Annotated in this window: 21 protein-coding genes; 15 read left to right on the plus strand and 6 right to left on the minus strand. The window is 38.3% G+C overall.

Annotated elements, in window-relative coordinates:
- Positions 1 to 82 precede the first annotated feature (82 nt).
- The gene (proC, locus tag LC419_RS04965) at positions 83 to 886 is read left to right on the plus strand and encodes a pyrroline-5-carboxylate reductase (protein ID WP_223606319.1); all 804 of its coding nucleotides are present in this window, start codon (positions 83 to 85) and stop codon (positions 884 to 886) included.
- On the opposite strand, the gene LC419_RS04970 is transcribed toward proC, so the two are convergent.
- Positions 867 to 1,292 carry a VanZ family protein gene (locus LC419_RS04970; protein ID WP_306666571.1) on the minus strand — a complete coding sequence of 142 codons (426 nt, stop codon included), beginning with the start codon at positions 1,290 to 1,292 and terminating at the stop codon, positions 867 to 869. The two genes, proC and LC419_RS04970, sit on opposite strands and share 20 nt — an antisense overlap.
- A gap of 52 nt (positions 1,293 to 1,344) precedes the next feature.
- On the opposite strand from LC419_RS04970, the gene lnt reads away from it, so the two are divergent.
- Positions 1,345 to 2,979, plus strand: a complete 1,635-nt coding sequence (gene lnt, locus LC419_RS04975) for an apolipoprotein N-acyltransferase (RefSeq protein ID WP_223606320.1) — start codon at positions 1,345 to 1,347, stop codon at positions 2,977 to 2,979.
- 354 nt (positions 2,980 to 3,333) lie between these two features.
- On the opposite strand, the gene LC419_RS04980 is transcribed toward lnt, so the two are convergent.
- A complete protein-coding gene (locus tag LC419_RS04980) occupies positions 3,334 to 5,046 on the minus strand; it encodes a T9SS type A sorting domain-containing protein (RefSeq protein ID WP_223606321.1) in 1,713 nt (570 codons plus the stop codon).
- A 240-nt stretch (positions 5,047 to 5,286) separates the two neighbouring features.
- On the opposite strand from LC419_RS04980, the gene rpmB reads away from it, so the two are divergent.
- The 6 genes from rpmB to LC419_RS05010 all read left to right on the plus strand — a co-directional run bounded on the left by rpmB (position 5,287) and on the right by LC419_RS05010 (position 7,750).
- The gene (rpmB, locus tag LC419_RS04985; protein ID WP_002976757.1) at positions 5,287 to 5,529 is read left to right on the plus strand and encodes a 50S ribosomal protein L28; all 243 of its coding nucleotides are present in this window, start codon (positions 5,287 to 5,289) and stop codon (positions 5,527 to 5,529) included.
- 6 nt (positions 5,530 to 5,535) lie between these two features.
- Positions 5,536 to 5,718, plus strand: a complete 183-nt coding sequence (gene rpmG, locus LC419_RS04990) for a 50S ribosomal protein L33 (protein WP_027373683.1) — start codon at positions 5,536 to 5,538, stop codon at positions 5,716 to 5,718.
- Positions 5,719 to 5,737: 19 nt separating this feature from the next.
- A complete protein-coding gene (locus LC419_RS04995) occupies positions 5,738 to 5,890 on the plus strand; it encodes a DUF4295 domain-containing protein (RefSeq protein ID WP_002976755.1) in 153 nt (50 codons plus the stop codon).
- Between the two features lie 99 nt (positions 5,891 to 5,989).
- Positions 5,990 to 6,457: a RidA family protein gene (locus LC419_RS05000; protein ID WP_223606322.1), complete on the plus strand. Its 468-nt coding sequence runs from the start codon at positions 5,990 to 5,992 to the stop codon at positions 6,455 to 6,457.
- Positions 6,458 to 6,466: 9 nt separating this feature from the next.
- Positions 6,467 to 7,420, plus strand: a complete 954-nt coding sequence (gene ftsY / locus LC419_RS05005) for a signal recognition particle-docking protein FtsY (RefSeq protein ID WP_223606323.1) — start codon at positions 6,467 to 6,469, stop codon at positions 7,418 to 7,420.
- A 69-nt stretch (positions 7,421 to 7,489) separates the two neighbouring features.
- Positions 7,490 to 7,750 (plus strand): GlsB/YeaQ/YmgE family stress response membrane protein, encoded by a 261-nt coding sequence (locus tag LC419_RS05010; protein ID WP_034723756.1) that lies wholly within the window; start codon positions 7,490 to 7,492, stop codon positions 7,748 to 7,750.
- Between the two features lie 71 nt (positions 7,751 to 7,821).
- Here the strand turns inward: LC419_RS05010 and sppA are convergent, their stop codons facing one another.
- Entirely contained in the window at positions 7,822 to 9,576 is a 1,755-nt protein-coding gene (gene sppA / locus LC419_RS05015; RefSeq protein ID WP_223606324.1) for a signal peptide peptidase SppA, read from the minus strand.
- 20 nt (positions 9,577 to 9,596) lie between these two features.
- Between sppA and folK the strand changes: the two genes are divergently transcribed.
- From folK to fmt, 6 genes are all read left to right on the plus strand, one after another.
- The gene (gene folK, locus LC419_RS05020; RefSeq protein ID WP_223606325.1) at positions 9,597 to 10,013 is read left to right on the plus strand and encodes a 2-amino-4-hydroxy-6-hydroxymethyldihydropteridine diphosphokinase; all 417 of its coding nucleotides are present in this window, start codon (positions 9,597 to 9,599) and stop codon (positions 10,011 to 10,013) included.
- An 18-nt stretch (positions 10,014 to 10,031) separates the two neighbouring features.
- Positions 10,032 to 11,141, plus strand: coding sequence for an OmpA family protein (locus tag LC419_RS05025; protein ID WP_223606326.1), 1,110 nt, complete (start codon positions 10,032 to 10,034; stop codon positions 11,139 to 11,141).
- A gap of 70 nt (positions 11,142 to 11,211) precedes the next feature.
- Positions 11,212 to 12,726: an OmpA family protein gene (locus LC419_RS05030; protein WP_223606734.1), complete on the plus strand. Its 1,515-nt coding sequence runs from the start codon at positions 11,212 to 11,214 to the stop codon at positions 12,724 to 12,726.
- Between the two features lie 196 nt (positions 12,727 to 12,922).
- Positions 12,923 to 14,359, plus strand: a complete 1,437-nt coding sequence (locus LC419_RS05035; protein WP_223606327.1) for an OmpA family protein — start codon at positions 12,923 to 12,925, stop codon at positions 14,357 to 14,359.
- A gap of 77 nt (positions 14,360 to 14,436) precedes the next feature.
- Positions 14,437 to 16,344, plus strand: coding sequence for an ATP-dependent DNA helicase RecQ (locus LC419_RS05040; RefSeq protein ID WP_223606328.1), 1,908 nt, complete (start codon positions 14,437 to 14,439; stop codon positions 16,342 to 16,344).
- A gap of 217 nt (positions 16,345 to 16,561) precedes the next feature.
- Entirely contained in the window at positions 16,562 to 17,506 is a 945-nt protein-coding gene (fmt, locus tag LC419_RS05045) for a methionyl-tRNA formyltransferase (protein ID WP_223606329.1), read from the plus strand.
- Positions 17,507 to 17,774: 268 nt separating this feature from the next.
- On the opposite strand, the gene ribB is transcribed toward fmt, so the two are convergent.
- Both ribB and LC419_RS05055 read right to left on the minus strand, forming a co-directional pair.
- Positions 17,775 to 18,896 (minus strand): 3,4-dihydroxy-2-butanone-4-phosphate synthase, encoded by a 1,122-nt coding sequence (ribB, locus tag LC419_RS05050; protein ID WP_223606330.1) that lies wholly within the window; start codon positions 18,894 to 18,896, stop codon positions 17,775 to 17,777.
- A 67-nt stretch (positions 18,897 to 18,963) separates the two neighbouring features.
- Positions 18,964 to 19,968, minus strand: coding sequence for an LLM class flavin-dependent oxidoreductase (locus LC419_RS05055; protein ID WP_223606331.1), 1,005 nt, complete (start codon positions 19,966 to 19,968; stop codon positions 18,964 to 18,966).
- A 316-nt stretch (positions 19,969 to 20,284) separates the two neighbouring features.
- Here LC419_RS05055 and LC419_RS05060 point away from each other — a divergent pair, with 316 nt between their 5' ends.
- On the plus strand, positions 20,285 to 20,632 hold the full coding sequence (locus LC419_RS05060; protein ID WP_223606332.1) for a hypothetical protein: 348 nt from the start codon (positions 20,285 to 20,287) through the stop codon (positions 20,630 to 20,632).
- Between the two features lie 65 nt (positions 20,633 to 20,697).
- Here LC419_RS05060 and LC419_RS05065 read toward each other — a convergent pair whose 3' ends face one another.
- The gene (locus tag LC419_RS05065; RefSeq protein WP_223606333.1) at positions 20,698 to 22,830 is read right to left on the minus strand and encodes a helix-turn-helix domain-containing protein; all 2,133 of its coding nucleotides are present in this window, start codon (positions 22,828 to 22,830) and stop codon (positions 20,698 to 20,700) included.
- Between the last annotated feature and the right edge of the window lie 71 nt (positions 22,831 to 22,901).

The raw sequence follows: 22,901 nt of genomic DNA on the forward strand, positions 1-22,901 counted from the left end.
AACCAATTGGAAGCAGCTTTTTTATAATTAGACCGTCATGAAGAAATAAAAATATTATTTTAGCTAAAAAAAGAGCACAGATATGAAAATAGCCATTCTCGGAGCCGGCAATATGGGGCTGTCCTTTTCTAAATCATTTTTAAAATATGAACTGATCAAGCCGCAGGATCTTCATCTGATCACACGAAGTGAGGCCAAAATCTCTAAGATAGCAGAAGACTTTCCAAAATCTCAGATTTCTACCTTTGAAGAAACTAAGGAACTGGATGCCGATCTTATTATCATCGCCGTAAAACCTCAGGATTTCCAGCATGTAACCCAAAATTTCAGATTTACATTAAAAGAAAATCAGATGGTTCTGTCTATCATGGCCGGGATCAAAATTGAAAAAATTCAGACTTTACTCAATCATCCCCTTGTTGTACGAGCTATGCCGAACTCTCCTACCCTTCTGGGAATGGGGATCACAGGTTATACCGCAGCCGGAGGGATTTCCTTCAGCCAGCTGATCAATATTGAAAGATTACTGAACAGCACAGGAAGATCTGTCTATCTCGAAAACGAAGATCTTCTGGACGGCGTTACAGCGCTTTCAGGAAGCGGGCCTGCTTACTTTTATTATATCGTGGATGCTATGATCAAAGCAGGTGTAGAAATGGGTATCGATGAAAATCTTTCCAAACTCTTTGTACAGCAGACGATGCTGGGTGCCTATCACCTGATCAACAATTCTGAGAAAAGCCTTGAAGAGCTCATTAAAGATGTGGCATCCAAAGGTGGAACCACTGAAGCTGCTTTGAAAACTTTTGAAGACAACAGTTTTAAAGACATTTTAAAAAACGGAATTTTAAATGCTGAAAAACGGGCTAAAGAACTAAACGGCTAAATTTCTTTTCGGTCAATCTACAAAGTAACCACCCCAGATAAACGCCGAAGGTATTCAGAAGAATATCATCCACCTCAAATATGCCCATTCTTGTAAAATACTGGAGTGCTTCAACAATGACAATGGCAGAAATAAAGGAGTACAGCAGCGTTTTCAGCTCTTTAAACTGAGGAAAAATCCAGCCCAGAAACCCGAAAGGAATAAACATGACTACATTACCCAAAACAATAATCACGATATCTTTCCACCCGATCGTATTGTGAATAAACTCCAAAGTAGAAAAAATAGGTTCTACGGTAATCAGATGATCATCATATTGGAATCTGCCCATCCCCCAAAACATAAGGTAGAGCAAAAACAGGATATACGGAACAATAATGATTTTGTAAAACTTCTTTAACATCATTTGCAAATTTATTCATTTCAAAAACATTAAATTTGTGTGTTAAATTAATTTAATGAAATACATTTTACTTACCCTCATTTCAGCGATGTTGCTGTCTGTTTCCTGGCCTACTTACGGAGTTCCGTTCTTCATATTTTTTGCCCTTGTTCCGCTTCTGATGATGGAACACGGCATATCCAAATTTTCAGCTTACAAAAGAAAAAGCTGGATGGTCTTCGGGCTCTCCTATCTTTGTTTCGTCATCTGGAATATTGTGACGACCGGATGGCTGTATGGTGCTAAGAATCCGGATGGAAGCCATTCTATGATGGCGGTTGTATTCCCTGTCCTGGTCAATTCTTTTCTGTATTCTCTTGTTTTTCAATGCTATCACTGGTACAAAAACGCACAGGGAACGTATTGGGGATTAGGATTTCTGATTGCGATATGGATGAGTTTTGAAAAATTCCATCTGAACTGGGAACTTACCTGGCCATGGCTGAATTTAGGGAATGTATTTTCAGATTATCCTAAATTAATACAATGGTATGACACCTTAGGAGCCACCGGAGGAAGCTTCTGGATACTATTAATTAATGTTTTAATTTTCTATACCATAAGAACCTGGGAAGCCGGAAGAAAAAGAAAAGACCTGATCAGAAATGTATCCATTGTAGCTGTTTTAATCATCCTTCCGATGGTTATTTCAATGGTCAAGTACAATAATTTCAACGAGAAACCTTCCGGACAGGTCAACGTTTTGATGCTGCAGCCCGAGCTTGATCCTTATGCTGAAAAGTATTCAAAGGACAGCCTTACGATTGAAAATGATCTTTTAAGCCTTGCAGAAAGCAATTCAAAAGGAAAAATAGATTATTACATCGCTCCTGAAACAGCTCTTCCGGGAAGAGGTTCTATTTCTGAAACCGCTTTTGAAAAGAGCTTACTTTTAAATAACATCAAAGGATTTTTAACGAAACATCCCGGAGCTGTTTTCGCAACCGGAATTTCTTCCCACCGTTTTTACAAAAATCAGGAGAAGATGCCTAAAGAAGCCTACCAGATCAATCCCGATCTTTGGGTGGAAAGTTATAATACGGCTATTCAGGTTGCTCCACAGGAAAAAGTTCAGTCCTACCACAAAGGAAAACTGGTTCCCGGCGTTGAAATATTCCCTTATATAAGTGTTTTAAAACCTATCCTGGGCGACGCCATGCTTAACTTGGGTGGGACAGTTGCTTCTTTAGGAATAGACAAGGAAAGAAAGTCATTTGCAAATCCTTACAATAAAGGAAAAATGGCACCCATCATCTGCTACGAAAGCATCTATGGTGAGTTCACAACAGATTACGTAAAAAAAGGCGCCAATTTTATGGGTATCATGACCAACGACTCATGGTGGGGTGTTACAGAAGGACACAAACAGCTACTTTCCTACGCAAAACTGAGAGCCATTGAAAACAGAAGAGAAATTGCCCGCGCTGCCAACAGCGGTATCTCAGCCCATATCAATGCTAAAGGAGAAATAGTAGCCGACACATTCTACGGCGATAAAACCACCCTATTCGCAAAAGTGAATCTGTATGAAACCATGACTTTCTATACAAGAGCCGGAGATCTTCTATCAAGGTTTTCCATTTTTGTACTGGGCTTTTTATTATTTTACTTTTTGATTGAGAAGTTCAGGAGTAAGATAAAGAAGGCTTGATTTTTTAACACGAATAACACTAATGTTTTACACAAATCGGCACAGGCGGATCACAAAACAGAATAGTAAATAAGTGAGAATTTCGACCACAAAAGTTTTAACACTTAAGTTTTTAAAGTTTTGTCAAAAGGAAGATCACATAAGTTTAAAAAAAATTAAAGATTTTCACTTCACTGATTCATTTAAAATCACAAGGAGGCACTCGAAGCCCGCATTCATCACAACAAAAAATCCAACACTAACTTAAAAGCACTTTATCCGGCGGGATAAAGTGCTTTTTTTTAAGATAACAAATAATAAAATAGAAAAGCCAGCTGGACGTCTGGCTTTTCTTACTAATAGAACTTTTCAGTTTTATTTAATAATAAGTTTTTGAGTGGTTATCTCGTTTTTAATTTTCAGCTTTAATATGTAAACTCCTTTCGTAAGATGTGAAACATTGACAGACTGGTCGTTGTTCAAAACAACAGTCTGTTTCCTTCCATCTATAGAATACATTTCAACATCCGAAACTTTTTCTCCTTTGATGAATACTTTCTCAGATGCCGGATTCGGATAAATGGAAACCTGACTGTTTACTAGCACATCACGCGTTCCCAATGTGCCCTGCGTTGAAGCATCCGAAAATACTTTTGAAGCATCAATAGATTTTACACTCCAGTATACATTCTGAATGGAAGAATCAAGATCCAGAAACCAGGATGGTGTTGTCACTACATATTTAGCAAGGTTTGCGGCTCCGGGTGTTGATCCTACTTTTATCTCGTATCGAAGAGCATTCGTAGGCGTTTTATCATCTGAGGCACCACTCCAGGAGAATTTAAAACGGTTTCCTGTTTTTACTACATTAAGGACTGCGGGAGGTACAGGTTTGAGATTAACTTCAGTAGAAGTATTTTTGAAGAATTTGGTAAGTGAAGGCATGCCCGGATCTGCCCAATCAAATCCGGCCAATAAAACATCCAGATGGTGGTCATTGTCAAAGTCAAGTAGATTCACAAAACCTGGCCCTCCTAAAGTATGCAGTCCTGTAGGTATATTTTCAGTAAAATTCTGATTCGAAGGATTATATAAAAAAGTTTTCACGACGGCATCATTGTTATCATCATTTCCGGAAACGATAAAATCATAGTAGCCGTCATTATTCACATCACCGGTAGTGACAGATGAATCTGCAATCTCCGCAACGTTTATCTTCTGTAAGTTTAAGTGGCCGGTTCCATCATTCATAAGCACGGCAAGAAACCCTTCATAACTGGCATCCTGTCCTGTAATCACAATATCCTGGAAACCGTCTGCATTAAAGTCCGCATACTCCATTTTCCCGCTTGTAAGCGCGGTAAAATCCTGTGAAAGCGTTAATGTTCCTGACTGATTCAGAAAGACTTTGCAAATAGGATTATCGCCATCAGCTACTCCCAGAATAACGAGATCAAGAAAGTTGTCATTATTAAGATCCACAAATTTGAAGCTCCCATTTTGTGTTCCCGGTTGCCAACCTTTTGTCAACTCAAAATCAGTTGTAATATTTCTGTAAAAATCAAGATTATTCACAAAACCGGTTCCTTCTACATATTGAGTTCCATTGATGGCATAATCCACTTTACCGTCATTATCGAAATCAAAAGCTTCCAGAGATCCGTAGATTTTTCCGGCAAGATCGGCAGCCTTTTCAAAATTTGTTCCCGTATTTTTAAATCGGTAATGCTTATAGTTGACAATATCATTATAACTCAGCCCTGTAGAAATAATATCCAAAAGGCCGTCATTATCAAAGTCCATGAATTTGATATCTCCCAGATGGGTTGCATTGGCTCCCAGATTGGCATAAGGCACCAGTGAAGTCCCGTTATTTTTGTATACTTCGTTAAAAGATGTATCTACATTTCCATCACCATCACTGTCAATAGCTCCATTGATCACCACATCCTGCTTTCCGTCACTGTCCATATCAGCCACATCAGCTGATCCATAGTAGAAATTCTTCATACCGGTCTGGATTTCAGTATAGTTTTGAGCCATCAGCCCAACAGGAAGCATAGATAAAAGAATACAGATCCTCTTCATATTATTTTTATTTAGATTAATTAAAAACAAAGGTAAAGTATTCGGATTTGCTTTTACCACAAAGCTTACATGAAATATATCAGTCACTTGGCTCAGAGTGTCTCGGGATTTATTTTATTTTAAAATTCATGATTATTAATCAGTCAGTTATTTGTAAATATTTTCCAAAACATTTGTCTATATAAAAAATTCTTCGTTATTTTGCACTCTCAAATATTATACAAATAAGAACATCGAGATATGTCAAGAATTTGCCAAATAACAGGAAAGCGTGCAATGGTTGGTAACAACGTTTCTCACGCTAATAACAAAACGAAGCGTCGTTTTGAAATTAACTTATTAGAGAAGAAATTTTACCTTCCGGAGCAAGATAAGCACGTAACACTGAAAGTATCAGCTCATGGATTGAGAGTGATTAACAAGATTGGAATCGAAGAAGCTATTGAAAGAGCTACTAGAAACGGATTGATTAAAAAGAATTAATAAATCATGGCAAAAAAAGGAAATAGAGTTCAAGTAATCCTTGAATGTACGGAGCACAAAGAGAGCGGTATGCCAGGAATGTCTAGATACATTTCTACTAAGAATAAAAAGAACACTACAGAGAGATTAGAGCTTAAAAAGTACAATCCTGTTCTTAAAAGATCTACCCTTCACAAAGAAATCAAGTAATTTATAAATATAATTTACCATGGCAAAGAAAGTAGTAGCAACCCTACAAAGCGGACAGTCAAAAAAAATGACTAAAGTTGTGAAAATGGTTAAGTCATCTAAGTCAGGTGCTTACGTTTTCGAAGAAAAAGTAATGAATGCAGACGAAGTAGACGGTTATTTGAAGAAATAATCTCCACTTTATTTACAATATAAAAAACTACTCATATTTTGGGTAGTTTTTTTGTTATCTTTGTTCACCAGATTATTAATCAATTCAATATACACCAATATGAAAAAGATTCTTGTTCTGGTTTTCACAGCAATTTTTCTATTTTCATTCGGACAGAAAAAGATGAACAATGTAGAATACAAAAACTCGGCGGAAGTTTTTACCATTAAAGGATTGTCCCAATCAACAAGTATTGACTGTGGAAACTCCAGAATGATTTTACTGTCCGGACAGGTTCCATTGGATGCTGCAGGAAATCTCGTAGGAAACGATGTCGAGAAGCAGACCCAACAGGTTTTTAAAAACATTGAAAGCATCCTGAAAGAGTATGGAGCAACAGCAAAGGATATTGTAAAACTGGGAATATTCATCACCGATATTTCCAAAACACCAGACTTTAGAAAAATCCGTGACTTATACATCAACCTTCAAAATCCTCCCGTGAGCAGCCTTGTGGAAGTAAGCCGTCTTTTCAGAGACGATGTACTGATAGAGGTAGAAGCCACGGCAGTTATAAAAAACAAATAAGAATGAACTATGAGTTGGTTTAAAAATATTTTCAAAAAAGAAGAAAAGGAAACTTTAGATAAAGGTCTGGAAAAATCCAGCCAGGGTTTCTTTGAAAAAATGACGAAGGCCGTAGTCGGTAAAAGCAAAGTAGATGACGAAGTACTGGATAACCTGGAAGAAATACTGATTGCATCTGACGTAGGCGCATCCACAACCATCAAGATCATAGAAAGGATTGAAGAACGTGTTGCCCGTGATAAATATGTAGGGGTCAATGAACTGGATGACATTCTTCGTGAAGAAATTTCAGGACTGCTTCTTGAAAATCCTCATGCAGGAACAGGAAATATAGACAGTTCGAAAAAGCCTTACGTTATTATGGTAGTTGGGGTAAACGGTGTAGGAAAAACAACAACTATCGGGAAACTGGCTCACCAGTTCAAGTCCGAAGGCAGAAAGGTTGTTCTGGGAGCGGCAGACACCTTCAGAGCGGCAGCTGTAGATCAGTTGGTCATCTGGAGCGAAAGAGTCGGTGTTCCTATCGTTAAGCAGGACATGGGCTCAGATCCCGCTTCCGTAGCTTTTGACACCGTACAAAGTGCCGTAGCACAAGATGCAGATGTAGTGATCATAGATACTGCAGGAAGACTTCATAACAAGATCAACCTGATGAACGAGCTTTCCAAGATTAAAAGAGTCATGCAGAAGGTGATTCCAGATGCTCCTCACGAGATCCTGCTTGTTCTTGACGGTTCTACAGGACAGAATGCATTTGAACAGGCCAAACAGTTTACTGCAGCCACAGAAGTGAATGCATTAGCCGTAACAAAACTAGACGGAACTGCCAAAGGCGGTGTTGTCATTGGTATATCAGATCAGTTCCAGATTCCGGTAAAATATATTGGGGTGGGCGAAAAGATGACGGACCTCCAACTTTTCAATGGTACGGAATTTGTTGACTCATTTTTCAAGAAAAGATGATTTAGATCATGTTTTCCCTTAACTTAGCAAACAAATCAATACATATTAACATTTAAAAAATTTGCAACTATGGGAATTTTAACATGGATTATATTCGGGCTACTGGCTGGAGCCATCGCAAAAATGATTATGCCGGGTAACCAGGGAGGCGGTTGGCTGATCACCATTATACTTGGGATCATCGGAGCTTTCGTGGGCGGTGCAATAGGAGTTTACGTCCTGCACTGGGGAGACGTTACCTCATTCTGGAATCCAAGAAGCTGGATTCTCGCTATCGGAGGTGCTTTAATCGTTCTCTGGATCTACGGAATGGCTACCAAGAAAAGCTGATGCAGCAGATAAAAAATAAAATCCCGGAACTGAAATTCAGTTCCGGGATTTTTTGTACAATATAATTTAGTTTAGTTGATCTTGATCTGGTAAGGCATTTCCATTTTCACCTCAGACTTCAGTTTCTCATCTGTGATCTGCTGAAGAATTTCATAGTTGGCTTTACCTATTTTATTTTTGATAATTCTTGCTGAGATATCGTCTTCGTTCAGGTCTTTGAAGATCTGCTCGAAAGGAGTCATTCTTTTTGGATAAGAAGAAACATGATAAGATTTTAACCCTGCTTTCTGAGCGGCAAATTTTACAGCATCATTCAATGTTCCCAATTCATCAACAAGACCGATTTGCTTGGCACGAACACCACTCCATACTCTACCACCTCCTACATTGTCGATTTGCTCAAAAGTCTGTTTTCTGTTTTGAGTCACAAAATGCACAAATCTTTTATAAGTTCCTTCTACACTTCTTGTGATCAGATTTACTCCGTAAGGTGTAACTCCGTTTAATGCGGAATAATATTGAGAATTGGCATTGGTAGCCACAATATCTGAGCGGATACCGTTTTTGTTCGCCAGGTCTTTATAATAAGGAATCACTCCGAAAACTCCGATAGATCCTGTCAGCGTATTAGGCTCTGAATAAATTTTATCAGCTGCCATTGCAATATAATACCCTCCGGAAGCTGCGTAGTCACCGAAAGATACCACTAAAGGTTTTTTCTTTTTAAGCTGCTGAAGTTCAAATAAAATTTCATCTGAAGCATTAGCACTTCCCCCCGGAGAATTGATTCTGAAAACAACCGCTTTTACTTTTTCATCATCCTGAAGTTCCTTGATATACTTCACATATCTTTCTGAAAAGATTTCGTTGTAGCCATCACCATTGTTAATTCCTCCTGAAGCATACAATACAGCTACTTTCTCTCCTGACTTATCTTCGTCTGCATAAGAACTGATATAACCAGCTAATGATACCTTATTCAACTTCTCTTTTTCTTTAAGACTAAGCTTTGATTTGATCATCTGATCATACTCCGTTTTCTGGATCAGTTTGTCAGCCAGTTTATATTTTAATCCTAATTCAGGAATCATTCCGTATAAACTGTCAACAACCGTTTTGAACTGAGCGGTGTCCATTTTTCTGGAAACTGCCATTTTAGTTGAAGTACTGCTCCAGATATCATTTAAAAGAGTACTTAACTGCTCTTTATTTTCCGGAGAAATATCATTCCTTAAGAAAGGCTCTACTGCAGACTTGAATTTCCCATGTCTGATCACTTCAATACCAATTCCGTATTTATCCGCAAAATCTTTAAAAAACGCGACTTCAGTAGCCAGTCCTTTTAATTCTATCATTCCTGACGGATTAAGGTAATACTGATCTGCCACAGATCCTAAATAATAAGCAGACTGCGAAACAGCATTTCCATAAGCGTACACAAATTTCCCACTCTTTTTAAAATCTTCTATAGCATTTCTGATATCATCGATTTGGGTCATTCCTGCATGCAGGTCATCAGCTTCAATACTTATCCCTTTAATATTATCATCTGTTTTAGCTTTTTTAATAGCTTCCAGGACGTCATACAAAAGCACACTTTTGCTTTTATCGCTGATATTGAACAATCCTACTTCTTCTTCTGTAGGGCTGTCTATTATATTAGTCTTTAAATTAATCGTCAGAACAGAATTGTTTTTCACAGACACGGCTTTGTCATTCCCCATGGAACTGAACACAAGCATCATGATGAAAAAGACGAAAAATACGGCACATAATAGGACAATTGCCACTATATTTGCCAATACATTTTTAAAGAAACTTCTCATAAATCAATCAATTTTCCAATATGTCGCAGCATAGGGTGGTTTTGTTACTAGGAAGTAACCTCGGAGACCAAAAAAAAAATTTAGAGCTTGCCTTAGAAAAGATCAGGGAGGGCGGAAATGAAATATCACAAACCAGCGAATTTTTGATAACAGAACCGGTAGAATTTGTCAGTTCTAATATTTTTTGTAATATTGCATCAATAATATTCACGCATCTTTCGCCTATTCAACTGCTTGATTTTGTTAAAACTATTGAAGTTGAAATGGGAAGAATTAATGATTCAAAATCTTCTGGAGGCTACAGCGATAGAATAATAGATATTGACATCATTAAATATAACAATCTGAATTTCAGATCAGAAAGACTAGAAATACCTCATCAAAAACATTTGTTTGAAAGAGATTTTTCTAAAATATTATTGAAAGATTTTATCTAAATAAAACATAAAACATATATGAAATTAGGTTTATTATTATTGGCCACACTGCCTATCGCGGCTTATGCCCAAGACAGTACTGCAGTAAACTCTTCTGGTGAGTATCCTAATACCTTCTCTTCAGGTTCCGCTAATGTACAACGCTTTGATAACAAAGCCAGACGTTTCAACGACTGGTCTATCTCCGTGGGTGGGGGTGCTGCTTTTATGGCACATTCTGACCTTAGCTCTTTTTATGACAAAAAAGTTAACTGGGGATATAATGCTTATGTAAGTATTGACAAGCAGATTACACACGTATTCGGATTAAGCCTTATCTATCAGAGAGGAGAAACGAAACAGAAAGCAATGCTGGATGGAGCTGCAGGTGCAGCAGCAGGTGTTGGAACAGCAACTACCAAATATAACCAGCTTGCCTTAATGGGAGATGTAAACTTTTCAAATTTATTGAGAAGAGTTGACAATCACTCTCCTTACAGATGGGCGTTCCACGGTTATGCAGGTATTGGATTCCAGGGTTATGATACATCTCTTCATGATGGTAATGAATTCAGATGGAGCGACAGCCCTAAAAGAGTTCCTCTATTTATCAAACAGGATTTTGATATCAACTCCCTATTCTATCAGTTCGGTGTAGGATTGAAATACAACGTTTCAAAACTTATTGATATCGAAGCTAGAACGATGTATATCGTAAGCGGTGACGATGAATTTGACGGAGGCGGATGGGCTGAGGCCAACGACTACGATCCTGCAACTGCCGGTTCAAAGTATAATATGATCTCCGATTCAAGATCTGATAATGCATGGACAGTGAACTTAGGAATTACGTTCAAACTAGGAAAAAAATTATCCCATTTAGCATGGCATGATCCACTACAGGAAGCATATTACAGAACAAGTGTACTGGAAAATGCATCTCAGGATCTAGTGGTATGCGAAAAAGGTGATGCAGATAACGATGGTGTATGCGATGACTGGGACAGACAGCTTGACACTCCTGCAGGCGCAAGAGTAGACGGTGCCGGTGTAGCTTTAGATATGGATCTTGACGGTGTTATAGATTTATACGATAAGTGTGTAACCGTTCCTGGACCAGTTGAAAACAACGGATGCCCTACCAAATAATACAATGAAAAGCAGTTGAAAGACTGCTTTCTTCAATTGAAGAAAAAAAATTTTAATACATAAATACATGATGAAATTAAATTTAGCTGTTGCAGCATTAGCACTGGCGATTCCCTTCGTTAGCTATGCACAAGACTCAACGGCAGTTTCAACAGGAGAATACCCAAATACATTCTCTTCCGGTTCTGCTAACGTTTCCCCATTTACCAATCAGTCAAAAAGATTTAATGACTGGTCTGTTTCAGCTGGTGCAGGTGTACCACTGATTCAGTCGGCTGACCTCACTTCTATCAAAAATGGTAACGGTAAAAATCTTTTCGGATACTCTGCTTATGTAAGTATTGACAAAGCGATTACCCATGCTTTTGGCCTGAAGCTACAGTACGACAGAGGTGAAACCAGACAGGGATGGTTCAATACTAAAGATGCTGCACCCGATGCAACTGCTGTAGCGGCAAGAACTCAGTATGATGCGATCTCTTTATTGGGAGACATCAACTTCTCTAATCTTTTAAGAAGAGTAGACAATCACTCTCCCTACAGATGGGCGCTTCATGGATATGCAGGTATTGGTACTATTGCATATAGATCATACCAGAAAGACATTAAGGGACAAAGAGTGGCTACAGAAGTAAAGCCATTCAAACTTGGATCAATGTTTATGCAGGCGGGAGCTGGTCTAAAGTATAAAATCAACAGAAGACTTGATCTAGAAGGCCGATTAATGTATGTCGTTACCGGTGATGATGAATTCGATGGAGGTGGCGACAAATACAGCATAATCAATAAACGTGAAGAGCAGGTATCTGACAACTTCTTCAACGCTACTCTAGGTATTTCACTGAAATTAGGAAAGCACGAATCTCACTTAATGTGGCATGACCCGCTTCAGGAAATCTATTACAAACTTGATGTTTTGGCTAATAAAAACCAGAATGTAGAAGTATGTAAAAAAGGTGATGGTGATAACGACGGAGTTTGTGACGATTGGGACAGACAGCTTGATACGCCTGCTGGGGCAAGAGTGGATGGTGCCGGTGTAGCTCTGGATATTGACCTTGACGGTGTCATCGATCTTAATGATAAGTGTGTAACTGTTCCAGGACCTGTAGAAAACAACGGATGCCCGGTTGTAAAAAAAATAGATAATAATCAGACCGCCATAGAAATAGAACAAAATCTTAAAGATATATACTTCAATTTCAACAAGGCAACCATCAGACCTGAATCTAATGACAAATTAGATCTTGCTGCTAAAATCATTAAAGATAAAGGAGGTAATTATCTGTTAACAGGACATACAGACATCAAAGGAAATGCTGTATACAACCTTAAATTATCAAGAGAAAGAGCCGCTGCCGTGGTAGCCGCTTTGGAAAACAGAGGGGTGAGTCAGAATGTCCTGAAATCTAAAGGAGTAGGTTCAGCTGATGCTACATTTCCTGCAACAGCATCTGATGCCGAAAGATTGGCAGATAGAAAAGTTACGGTTCGTTTTATAGAAAGCACTGATTGGGATTCTATTAAGAAGAAAGATTATGAAGATGCTCCCGTAAAAAAAACTATCAGAAAAAAGAAAAAATAATCCTTACAAATTAACCGAAAAGAACAATTCTTTTCGGTTAATTTTTTTACTACGAAATTTTTTACCTACCTTTATATTATTTTTCAGACATTTCGGTATGTAGTGAATTATGCATATCAGAACTATTGAGAAGAGATCATAAGAATAAATTACTTAAGAAATAAAATCATTTAAATTAACTTAAAAAAATAACACTATGAAATTAAGTTTAGCAATTGTTGCATTAGCCATGGCAATTCCTGCCACCAGTTATGCGCAAGACTCAACGGCAGTTTCAAATGGAGAATATCCGAATACTTTTTCTTCCGGTTCTGCCAATGTTTCCCCGTTTACCAATCAGTCAAAAAGATTTAACGACTGGTCTATTTCAGCCGGTGCAGGTGTACCACTTATGCAGTCTGCTGATATGACATCTATCAAGAATGGTAATGGTAAAAACCTTTTCGGTTACTCTGCTTATGTAAGTATTGACAAAGCGATCACTCACGCTTTTGGTTTAAAACTTCAGTATGACAGAGGTGAAACAAGACAGGGATTTTTCAATACTAAAGATGCTGCTCCCGATGCAACTTCTATAGCTGGAAGAACTCAGTATGACGCGATCTCTTTATTAGGAGACATCAACTTTTCCAATCTTTTAAGAAGAGTTGACAATCATTCTCCTTACAGATGGGCACTTCACGGTTACGCAGGTATTGGTACAATTGCTTACAAAGCATATCAGAAAGATATCAACGGACAGAGACTTGCTACTGAAGTTAAGCCATTCAAGTTTGGATCTCTGTTTATGCAGGCCGGTGCCGGTTTAAAGTATAAAATAAACAGAAGACTTGATCTTGAAGGAAGATTAATGTATGTAGTTACCGGTGATGATGAATTCGATGGAGGTGGTGACAAATACAGTACCATCAACAGACGTGAGGAGCAGGTATCTGACAACTTCTTCAACGCTACGCTAGGTCTTTCATTGAAATTAGGAAAGCACGAATCTCACTTAATGTGGCATGACCCGCTTCAGGAAATCTATTACAAACTTGATGTTTTGGCTAACAAAAACCAGGATATTGAAGTGTGTAAAAAAGGAGATGCTGATAACGACGGAGTTTGCGACGATTGGGACAGACAACTTGATACTCCTGCTGGGGCAAGAGTGGATGGTGCCGGTGTAGCTCTTGATACTGACCTTGACGGTGTAATTGATCTTTACGACAAGTGTGTAACTGTTCCGGGACCTGTGGAAAACAACGGATGTCCTACAACTCCTACAGGACCTGTAGTAGAAACAGAAACGAAACTTGAAGGAATTGAGTTTGATTTAAATTCTGACAGGATTTTACCTTCAAACACGCCGATCTTAAATAACGCAGTTAACTATATTAACTCTTCAACAGGTTCTTACAGTGTAATCGGTGCTACTGATACAAGAGGTACTGATGCTTACAACCAGAAACTTTCTGAAAGAAGAGCCAATAACGTTAAGAATTATTTGATTAAAAACGGAGTTCAGACTGGAAAAATCAACGCAGTAGGAAAAGGTGAAAAAGACCTTAAATATCCTGAGTGTGAACCAGCTACTAAATGCCCTGAATGGAAAAACAGAGCCAACAGAAGAGTATACTTCGAAGCTAAATAATACACTTATCAGCTAATATATCAAAGCCGTGCCTTGCACGGCTTTTTTTGTTGTAATACTTTTATTACTTTTACCCTATGATTTCTCAACAGGATTTCCAAAAATTAAAATTTGATACCCTAAAATATTTTTGGGGCTATGATAGTTTCAGGGATTCCCAGGAAGAAATCATTGACGCAGTTATTAATGAAAAAGACAGTCTTGTCCTGTTGCCTACCGGCGCCGGAAAATCACTCTGCTACCAACTTCCGGCCTTACTAAAAGAAGGAACCTGTTTAGTGATCTCGCCCCTTCTTGCTTTGATGAAAGATCAGGTGAGCCAGCTGAAGCACCGCGGTATCGAAGCAGACTATTTATCTTCCGAACTGGATGAGTATGATGCGGAAGCAGTTTATGACCGTTGTAAGGACGGCCTGACCAAGCTTCTATACGTATCTCCGGAAAGATTGACCAACAGCCAGTTTCTACAGAATATTGAAGAAATTCAGCTGTCATTTATTGCTGTAGATGAAGCCCACTGTATTTCAGAATGGGGCCAGGATTTCAGACCGAGTTACCAGAATATTAAAGAATTCAGAAAAAATAATCCCAAGATTCCATGTCTGGCTTTAACAGCCACGGCAACTCCCAAAGTTTTGGAAGAAATCAAAAATAAGCTGGAACTAAAAAAGCCGTTTGTTTTTCAGAAAAGTTTCAGGAGAGAAAATATCAGGATCTTTTTAGATGAAGTTTCTGATAAATTTCAACGTGTTTTTGATATTTTAAAACACAATAATGATTCCGGGATCGTTTATGTAAGAACCAGAAAGGATGCAGAAATGCTGGCCGAATTTCTCAAAAAAAATCAGGTCAAAAATGTTGATTATTTTCATGCCGGATTGACGACGAAAGAAAAAAACGCCAGACAGTCTCAGTGGAATAATAGCGACAACCATGTTCTGATATCCACCAATGCCTTCGGGATGGGAATAGACAAGGATAATGTCCGCTTTGTCATCCACTACTCTCCGGCACCGTCACTTGAAAATTTTTATCAGGAAATAGGAAGAGCGGGAAGAGATGGTAAAGACAGTTTTGCATTTCTTTTGTGGAACAAACACGAACTGCTCAATTTTGACGAGATCTTAAAAAATCAGATTCCCAATAAAGCTGAATTTTTAAAAATCATCACTTACCTCTACTCTATTTTCCAGGTGGCAGAATATGAGCTGCCGGAAAAAGTTTTCCAGCTGAATATCCAGGGAATACAAAACTTTACAAAGCTCTCAAGAGCTAAGATCAGCAATGTTCTCAATTTCCTGCACAACCAGGAGATCATTTATCACAATGACAACAAAAGCCTGTCTTCTCTGGAACTTCTGTTCAATGCTGAAGAAATAGACCAGCTGCCACAGAAAGACGCTTATTTCATAGAGCTTTTGCTCCGCACCGTGTCAGGAATCACTACTCATAAAGTAATGTTCAGCGAGCAGCAGGTGAGCAATAAGATCGGGGTAAGTATTCCTCTGATCAAAGAACGCTTGAAAGAACTTCAGCAGAAAAATTATCTGGAATATGTGGACGGTGCTTTATCGAGCATCAAATTCCTAAAACCCCGCGATGAAAGAGCCATCAATGCAGCTTACTGGAAACTTTTTGAGCATATCCAAAAGAATAAAATCCAGAAATGGGAAGAAATCAAGTTCTTCATAGAAAATAATGATTATTGTAAAATGAAACTTATTCTCGCCTATTTTGGAGAAAAAAACACGAAGAACTGCGGCCAATGTTCAGTCTGTGAGAAGAACAAACAATCCATTTTCGGAAAAAACATTTCCCAGCAAATCATTAATTTATTAACTAAAAAACCTTCAACTATCGAAGATTTATCCGTCCAGCTCAATTATCATTCTAAAAACAACATCCTTGAAAACCTGATCTTTCTCTTAGATTCAGGAAAAGTAAAGATGTTGAATTTCAGGACCTATGCGCTGAATCATGAGTAATGGATAATAAGTGATAAGTAATGTTGAATCTGAGACAGCAGATGTCAGACATCAGATTTCAGACCAATCGTTGGAAACTAGGAATTTAGATTCATTTTAATAGTTAAAAAAAGGTTCGGGATGCCAGGTCCGGGTTTCGAGGTTAGAACCAGAAACTGTCAACCAGCAACTCAACGTCCAACTCCAAAACTCTCCCAAAAACCCTTATCTTTGTACCATGAAATCATTGAAAGTCGTTTTTTTAGGAACTCCGGAGTTTGCAAAGACTTCTTTGGAGGCTATCCATCAGTCCAATCATGAAGTGGTAGGTGTTGTAACAGTTGCTGATAAAGCCAGTGGCCGCGGTCAGAAGATCAATCAGTCTCCCGTAAAAGTATACGCCACCGAAAATAATATCCCTGTTTTCCAGCCTGAAAAATTGAGAAACCCTGAATTTTTAGAAGAACTGAGAAAGCTGGATGCTGATGTTTTCATAGTAGTTGCTTTCAGAATGATGCCAAAAGTTCTTTTTGAAATGCCGAAAATGGGAACGTTCAATCTTCATGCTTCCCTGCTTCCGGACTACAGAGGAGCCGCTCCTATTAATTACGCAGTGATTAACGGTGAAGAAAAAACCGGGGCTACCACATTCTTTATCAATGAAAAAATAGACGAAGGAAATATTCTTCTTCAACAGGAACTTGACGTTTTACAGGATGAAAATGCAGGAAGTCTTCACGACCGGTTAATGGAAATGGGTTCAAAACTTGTGGTAAAAACTCTTGATGGCTTAGCGGAAAATTCCATTATCGAAAAACCTCAGCCTCATGTTGAGCATCCTAAAAATGCTTATAAAATATTTAAAGAAGATACCAGAATCAATTGGAAAGCTCCTTCAAAAACAGTTCACCAGTTCATCCTTGGAATGTCACCATATCCGGCCGCCTTCACCACTATAAAAATCGGAGAAGAGGAAAAAGGATTGAAAATCTTCGCAGGAAAATTTGAAATCACAGATCATGGAAAGCCTTCCGGAACCTTGGATATTTCCAAAAATGAATTCAAAATTTATACGGAAGACGGCTTTTATTTCCCACAGGAACTTCAGCTTGAGGGCAAAAAAAGAATGACTGTGAAGGACTTCCTGAATGGATTTAGAAACTTTGAGGAGATAAGTTTGTAGGGAGTTTTGGAGTTGGAAAGTATTAGGGTTGGAGTGTATTAGAGTATATGAGCGGGAAGTTGAGTTGATGGTTGACAGTTGCTAGTTCCTAAACTCAATATAAAAAATCTCAAACCTATTATCCGATGTCTGACATCTGAAATCTAAAATCCACTTATCTGCAAAGCAAAAAATAAAAAAGGGTCAGAAAAATTCTAACCCTTTTTATTGATTTTATTTCTATAATGATCTGTAGCATTCATTACTACTGACCATTCAAAAGTCATTTTTAAAGCTGAACCAGCTCCGTCACCTCTACATCATATCCTCCAACCTGTGGCTTAATATTCGGGTTCTGAGTGATCACTTTAAATTTATTGATACCCAGATTTTTCAGGATCTGTGTCCCGATACCGTAATCTCTGTAGTTGTAAGCTAACGTAGGATGCTGCTCCTGGCCGTCCTGATAATTCAGGAACTGCTGAAGTTTTCTCAGTGTATTTTCAGAATTTGAAACGTTATTGATGAATATAACGGCTCCTTTTCCAGCTTCATTCACCATATTGGTTACTTTTTCCAATAAAGGTTTTTCACCATTGTTCAATCTTGTCAATACATCAAAATATGAATCTGAAGACTGAACTCTTACCAAAACAGGCTCATCAACCGTCCATGCACCTTTTGTCAATGCAAAATGGATCTGGTCATTCGAAGTTTCTCTGAAAGCAAAAAAATCAAACTCACCATAAGCTGTATTTACTTTTCTTTCTTCCAGTCTTTCGATAAGATTTCCTTTTTTAAGCTGATAATGAATCAGGTCTTCGATGGAAACGATCTTCATATCATGTTTCTGAGCAAAAGTGTGAAGCTCCGGCAAGCGGGACATCGTACCGTCATCATTCATGATTTCACAGATCACACCCCCTTCTTTTAAACCTGCCAACTGAGTCAGGTCAATGGCGGCTTCAGTATGTCCTGCTCTTTTTAAAACACCCCCTTTTCTTGCACGAAGCGGAAAAATGTGCCCCGGTCTCATGAAATCTGTCGGCTTGGATTTTTCATCCATCAAAGCTAAAATGGTTTTGGCTCTGTCTCCCGCAGAAATACCTGTAGAAGTTCCGTTTCCAAGAAGGTCAACAGATACGGTAAAAGCAGTTTCCTTAGGATCACTGCTTCTGCTTACCATCACTTCAAGACCAAGCTCGTCACATCTCTTTTCAGGAAGCGGCATGCATATAAGTCCTCTTCCGTGAAGTGCCATAAAATTGATAATTTCCGGCGTTGTCAATTCTGCAGCGCAAAGAAAATCTCCTTCGTTTTCTCTGTCTTCATCATCTACTACTATGATTATTTTACCATTTTTAAGGTCTTCAATAGCCTCTGGAATAGTATTTAATTTAATATCAGACATGTTTACTTTTTATTTGTGCAAAGATACTTATAAAAATGAGCATCTGCCAATTAATATGGAGGGTTTGTTAGGCTTTGGATAAAGAGTTTGCCGCCTCTCTGAAAATTTCATAAGATCTCAGTCTTTTCTGATGATCATAGATATGGGAATTGATAATTAATTCATCTACATTGAATTTTTCCTGAAAATCTTTCAGTTGTTCTTCAATTTCTGCCTGATCTCCGATCAACGTGTATTTCAGTTTCTGAAGCACCATTGATTTTTCCATCGGCGACCAAAGATCATCCATATCATCTACAGGCGGAGCAAACGGTTTACGGTCATTCCTGATGATATTGATAAATGCCTGGAACAATGTTGTAGACATTTTGTGTGCCTCTTCTGAAATTTCTGCCGCTACCCCATTGATACACGCCATCAGGTAAGGTTGGGCCAGTTGTTCGGAAGGCTGGAAATGTTCTCTGTAAATTTTAAAAGCCATTTCCATCTGCTCCGGAGCAAAATGTCCTGCAAAAGCATATGGAAGACCAAGCTCCGCGGCAAGCCATGCACTGTCTGTACTGGAACCCAGAATATAAAGTGGAATATCCAGACCTTCCCCTGGAATCGCACGTACCAAAGCATCGGCATTATCCTTCGAAAAATAAGTCTGCAATTCTAAGATCTGTCTTGGAAACTGTTTGTTGATGATCGCAGGATTTCGTCCCAAAGCCTGAGCAGTAAGTCCGTCTGTTCCAGGTGCTCTTCCTAGACCAAGATCTATTCTTCCCGGGAAAAGAGATTCCAGGGTTCCAAACTGTTCAGCGATGATCAGGGAACTGTGGTTCGGAAGCATAATCCCTCCGGACCCGACTCTTATTGTTTTTGTTCCATTGGCGATAAAACCGATCAGAACTGTGGTGGCTGAGCTGGCAATACTTTCCATATTATGGTGCTCAGCAAGCCAGAATCTTTTATAATGTAAATGTTCAGTATGGTTTGCTAAAGATAAACTGTCCTGAAACGTATCGTGAATACTTTTCCCCTGCTTTACGGGAGCAAGATCAAGCACCGATATTTCAAAATTTTTCATATCAGATATTTATTTTTTTTAAAAGCGCTATGGAATCACCCTCGGTGATTTCATATTCTAAATTTTAGGTTTAAAACCAAACAAATTTAAACCAATAAAATCGCATTAGTTACTTTTTGTAATTGATAGGATTGATGGTGCAGTTCAGGAAAAAACTATTGAATACTATTTAATCTTCTTTATTTTTTTTGTACTTGGATTATTGCATTATATTTGAACTCCAAAATTTAAAGTAGTGGAAGAAGCTGTAAAATTTAGCCGAAGAATACTCAAGGTAGACAATCAACCTTTTGAGTTATGGGTGAATAAAAGTATAATGCAGGATAGCGACAAGGGCCAGTTCAGCTGGTGTTGGTATGTTGAATTGCAAAAATTTGATGATACGGAAAATGATGAGGCCAATTTGCAATTATTGATGGTACAAATCCTTCAAAGAATAATGAAAGTTGCCGATATTAAAATTGCCGGGACAACGCTTTACAAAAATCTGTACGAAATCATTTTCTACGCCAAGCAGGAGGATACACAGAAAATCACAGGTGAATGTGTAGACATGGCCAATGAATTGGAAGACAGAGAAGACAGGTTTATCAAATACCATTCAAAGAGTGATAGCAACTGGGATAATTTGAAGCTTTATTTTGATGTGATCAATAACAGTTAACAGGCTTAATCAAGATCTTTTAAACAAATAAAAAAGACTGTCTTGCTTCGAGACAGTCTTATTTGTTACATTGAATCATTCTTTTCCTTTTTAAAAGTATAATGATTGATCAAAATCCTGATCTCATTGAATTCAAAATCATTAGGCAATGCATTCTTCCATTCCGTAAGGGTTTCATGTGGATTTTTGTAGAATTCTGTTTCAAATGCTTTGATCTTATCTGAAGTAATAACCCTTGAAATATCCAATAATCCCTGCTCTGCAAATTTTGCTAAATGGCCGATCACCGTTTCTTTCACGAGACCTCTTTCCATAGCTATTTCACCGATGGTTTTTCCCTGCTCAAATAATTGAAAGGTCAGAACCTGTGAAGGAACTTTTGCGATTTTTAAATTAATTTCTTTATCATTTTTTTCATCTAAAAGCTTAGTTTCCAACAGATGAACCTCTTTCAGGCTGTTCAGGTATTCTTCCGTATCTTCCAGCCATTCCCGGAATTCTTCATTGTACTGTTTTAAGCCTTTTGTTCCTTTGATTTCAGCGTAAAATTCCTTCAGCGGGTTGAATACTTTATCCCTGATTTCTGTAAAGAAAAAATTAACGGCACCTTTCGTTTTACCTTCAATTTCAGACCATTCTTCTTTATTTTCGATAAAATTATTCACCTTCTGTGAAATGACTCTTTCCAGTTTTTCAAAGATCTTTCCGAGGTTAACAATTTCATGTTTCAGCTGAAGATAAAGCTGATTGGTTTTTACATGATCAATGCTTTTCGTAGTGATGGAAAGTTTATTCCACTCTTCCACTTCGTTCAGGAACCACAGACAATTGACGGTACGGAGTACTTTTTTGATGCTGTAGTCATATTTTTCACGGTTCAGGATCGCTTCTACATTGTCATTCGCAAAGGTATTTCCCTGGAACTGCAGGATTCTGTTGTCCTTAAAAATAACCTCGGGAGTGATTTTGGATTTTAAAACGATTCCTTCCAACGTACGGCATCTTGAAAGCGCTACATACACCTGTCCGGCGGTAAAACTTTTCCCGGCATCAATGATCACATTATCAAACGTCAGTCCCTGGCTTTTGTGAATGGTAACCGCCCACGCCAGCTTGATCGGGAACTGTTCAAAGCTTCCCAAAACTTCTTCTTTGATATTTTTTTCAGTATCGAGGAAATATTTTTTCTGTTCCCAAACTTCTCTTTTCACTACAATTTCTCTTTCACTTCCATCGAGAACCACTTTGATTTCGTTGTCATCAAGTGACATGATTTCACCCAACTTTCCGTTGAAATATTTTTTTTCTCCGGTAATATCATTTCTGATGAACATGATCTGTGCTCCAACCTTTAATTCTAAAAATTGTTCATTCGGAAACTGGTTTTCCTTGAAATCTCCAAAAAGTTTGGCTTCATACGTTTTGACCGTCAGATTAATCTCCTCCAGTTTTTCCTGGTTGATTTCATCTGCCATTTTATTGTGTGAACAGAGATACACATAGGAATCGGTCCCGGCTTTAAAATCATGATCGTATCTTTCGTTAAGAATTTCAAAATTGATATTGGCAATATCACCGTCACGGATGGCGTTCAGAATATCCAGGAATTTTTCATCCGACTGTCTGTACACCTTCGTCAGTTCAATGGTCAGCAAAGGAATATCTTTCACGGCATGACTGTCGAAAAAGAATGGTGACTGATAACATATCTTTAAAATATGTTCGTCTCTTACCACTGGCGGAAGCTGGTAAAGGTCACCAATGAACAACATCTGAACTCCACCAAAACGTTGGTTATTTCTTCTGATAAATCTCAGGGAAAAATCCATCATATCGAGAACGTCAGCTCTCAACATGGAAACCTCATCAATGATAAGGACTTCCACTTCTCTTAAAAGCTTAAGTTTGTCTTTTCTGTATTTGAAATGAGGCATCAGGTCGGCAATATTATTCGCCAAGCTTCCGTCGATACGATCCGTAGTGGGTAAAAATGTTCTTAAAGGCAGCCCAAACATGGAATGGATCGTTACCCCTCCTGCATTGATCGCGGCAATGCCCGTAGGGGCTACCACAATATACTTTTTCCTCGTCTTCTTTACAAAATCATTAAGGAAGGTTGTCTTTCCGGTTCCGGCTTTTCCCGTAAGAAAAACGCTTCTGTTCGTATGCTCTATTAAGTCAAAAAAATGATTGTTCATCGCTCCAAAATTACGCAAAATGAATTTGAATTTGGTACCTTGGCATAACTTTTGAAAATTCTTTAACAGAA

The sequence above is a fragment of the Chryseobacterium sp. OSA05B genome (assembly GCF_019970065.1).
GTDB lineage: Bacteria > Bacteroidota > Bacteroidia > Flavobacteriales > Weeksellaceae > Chryseobacterium.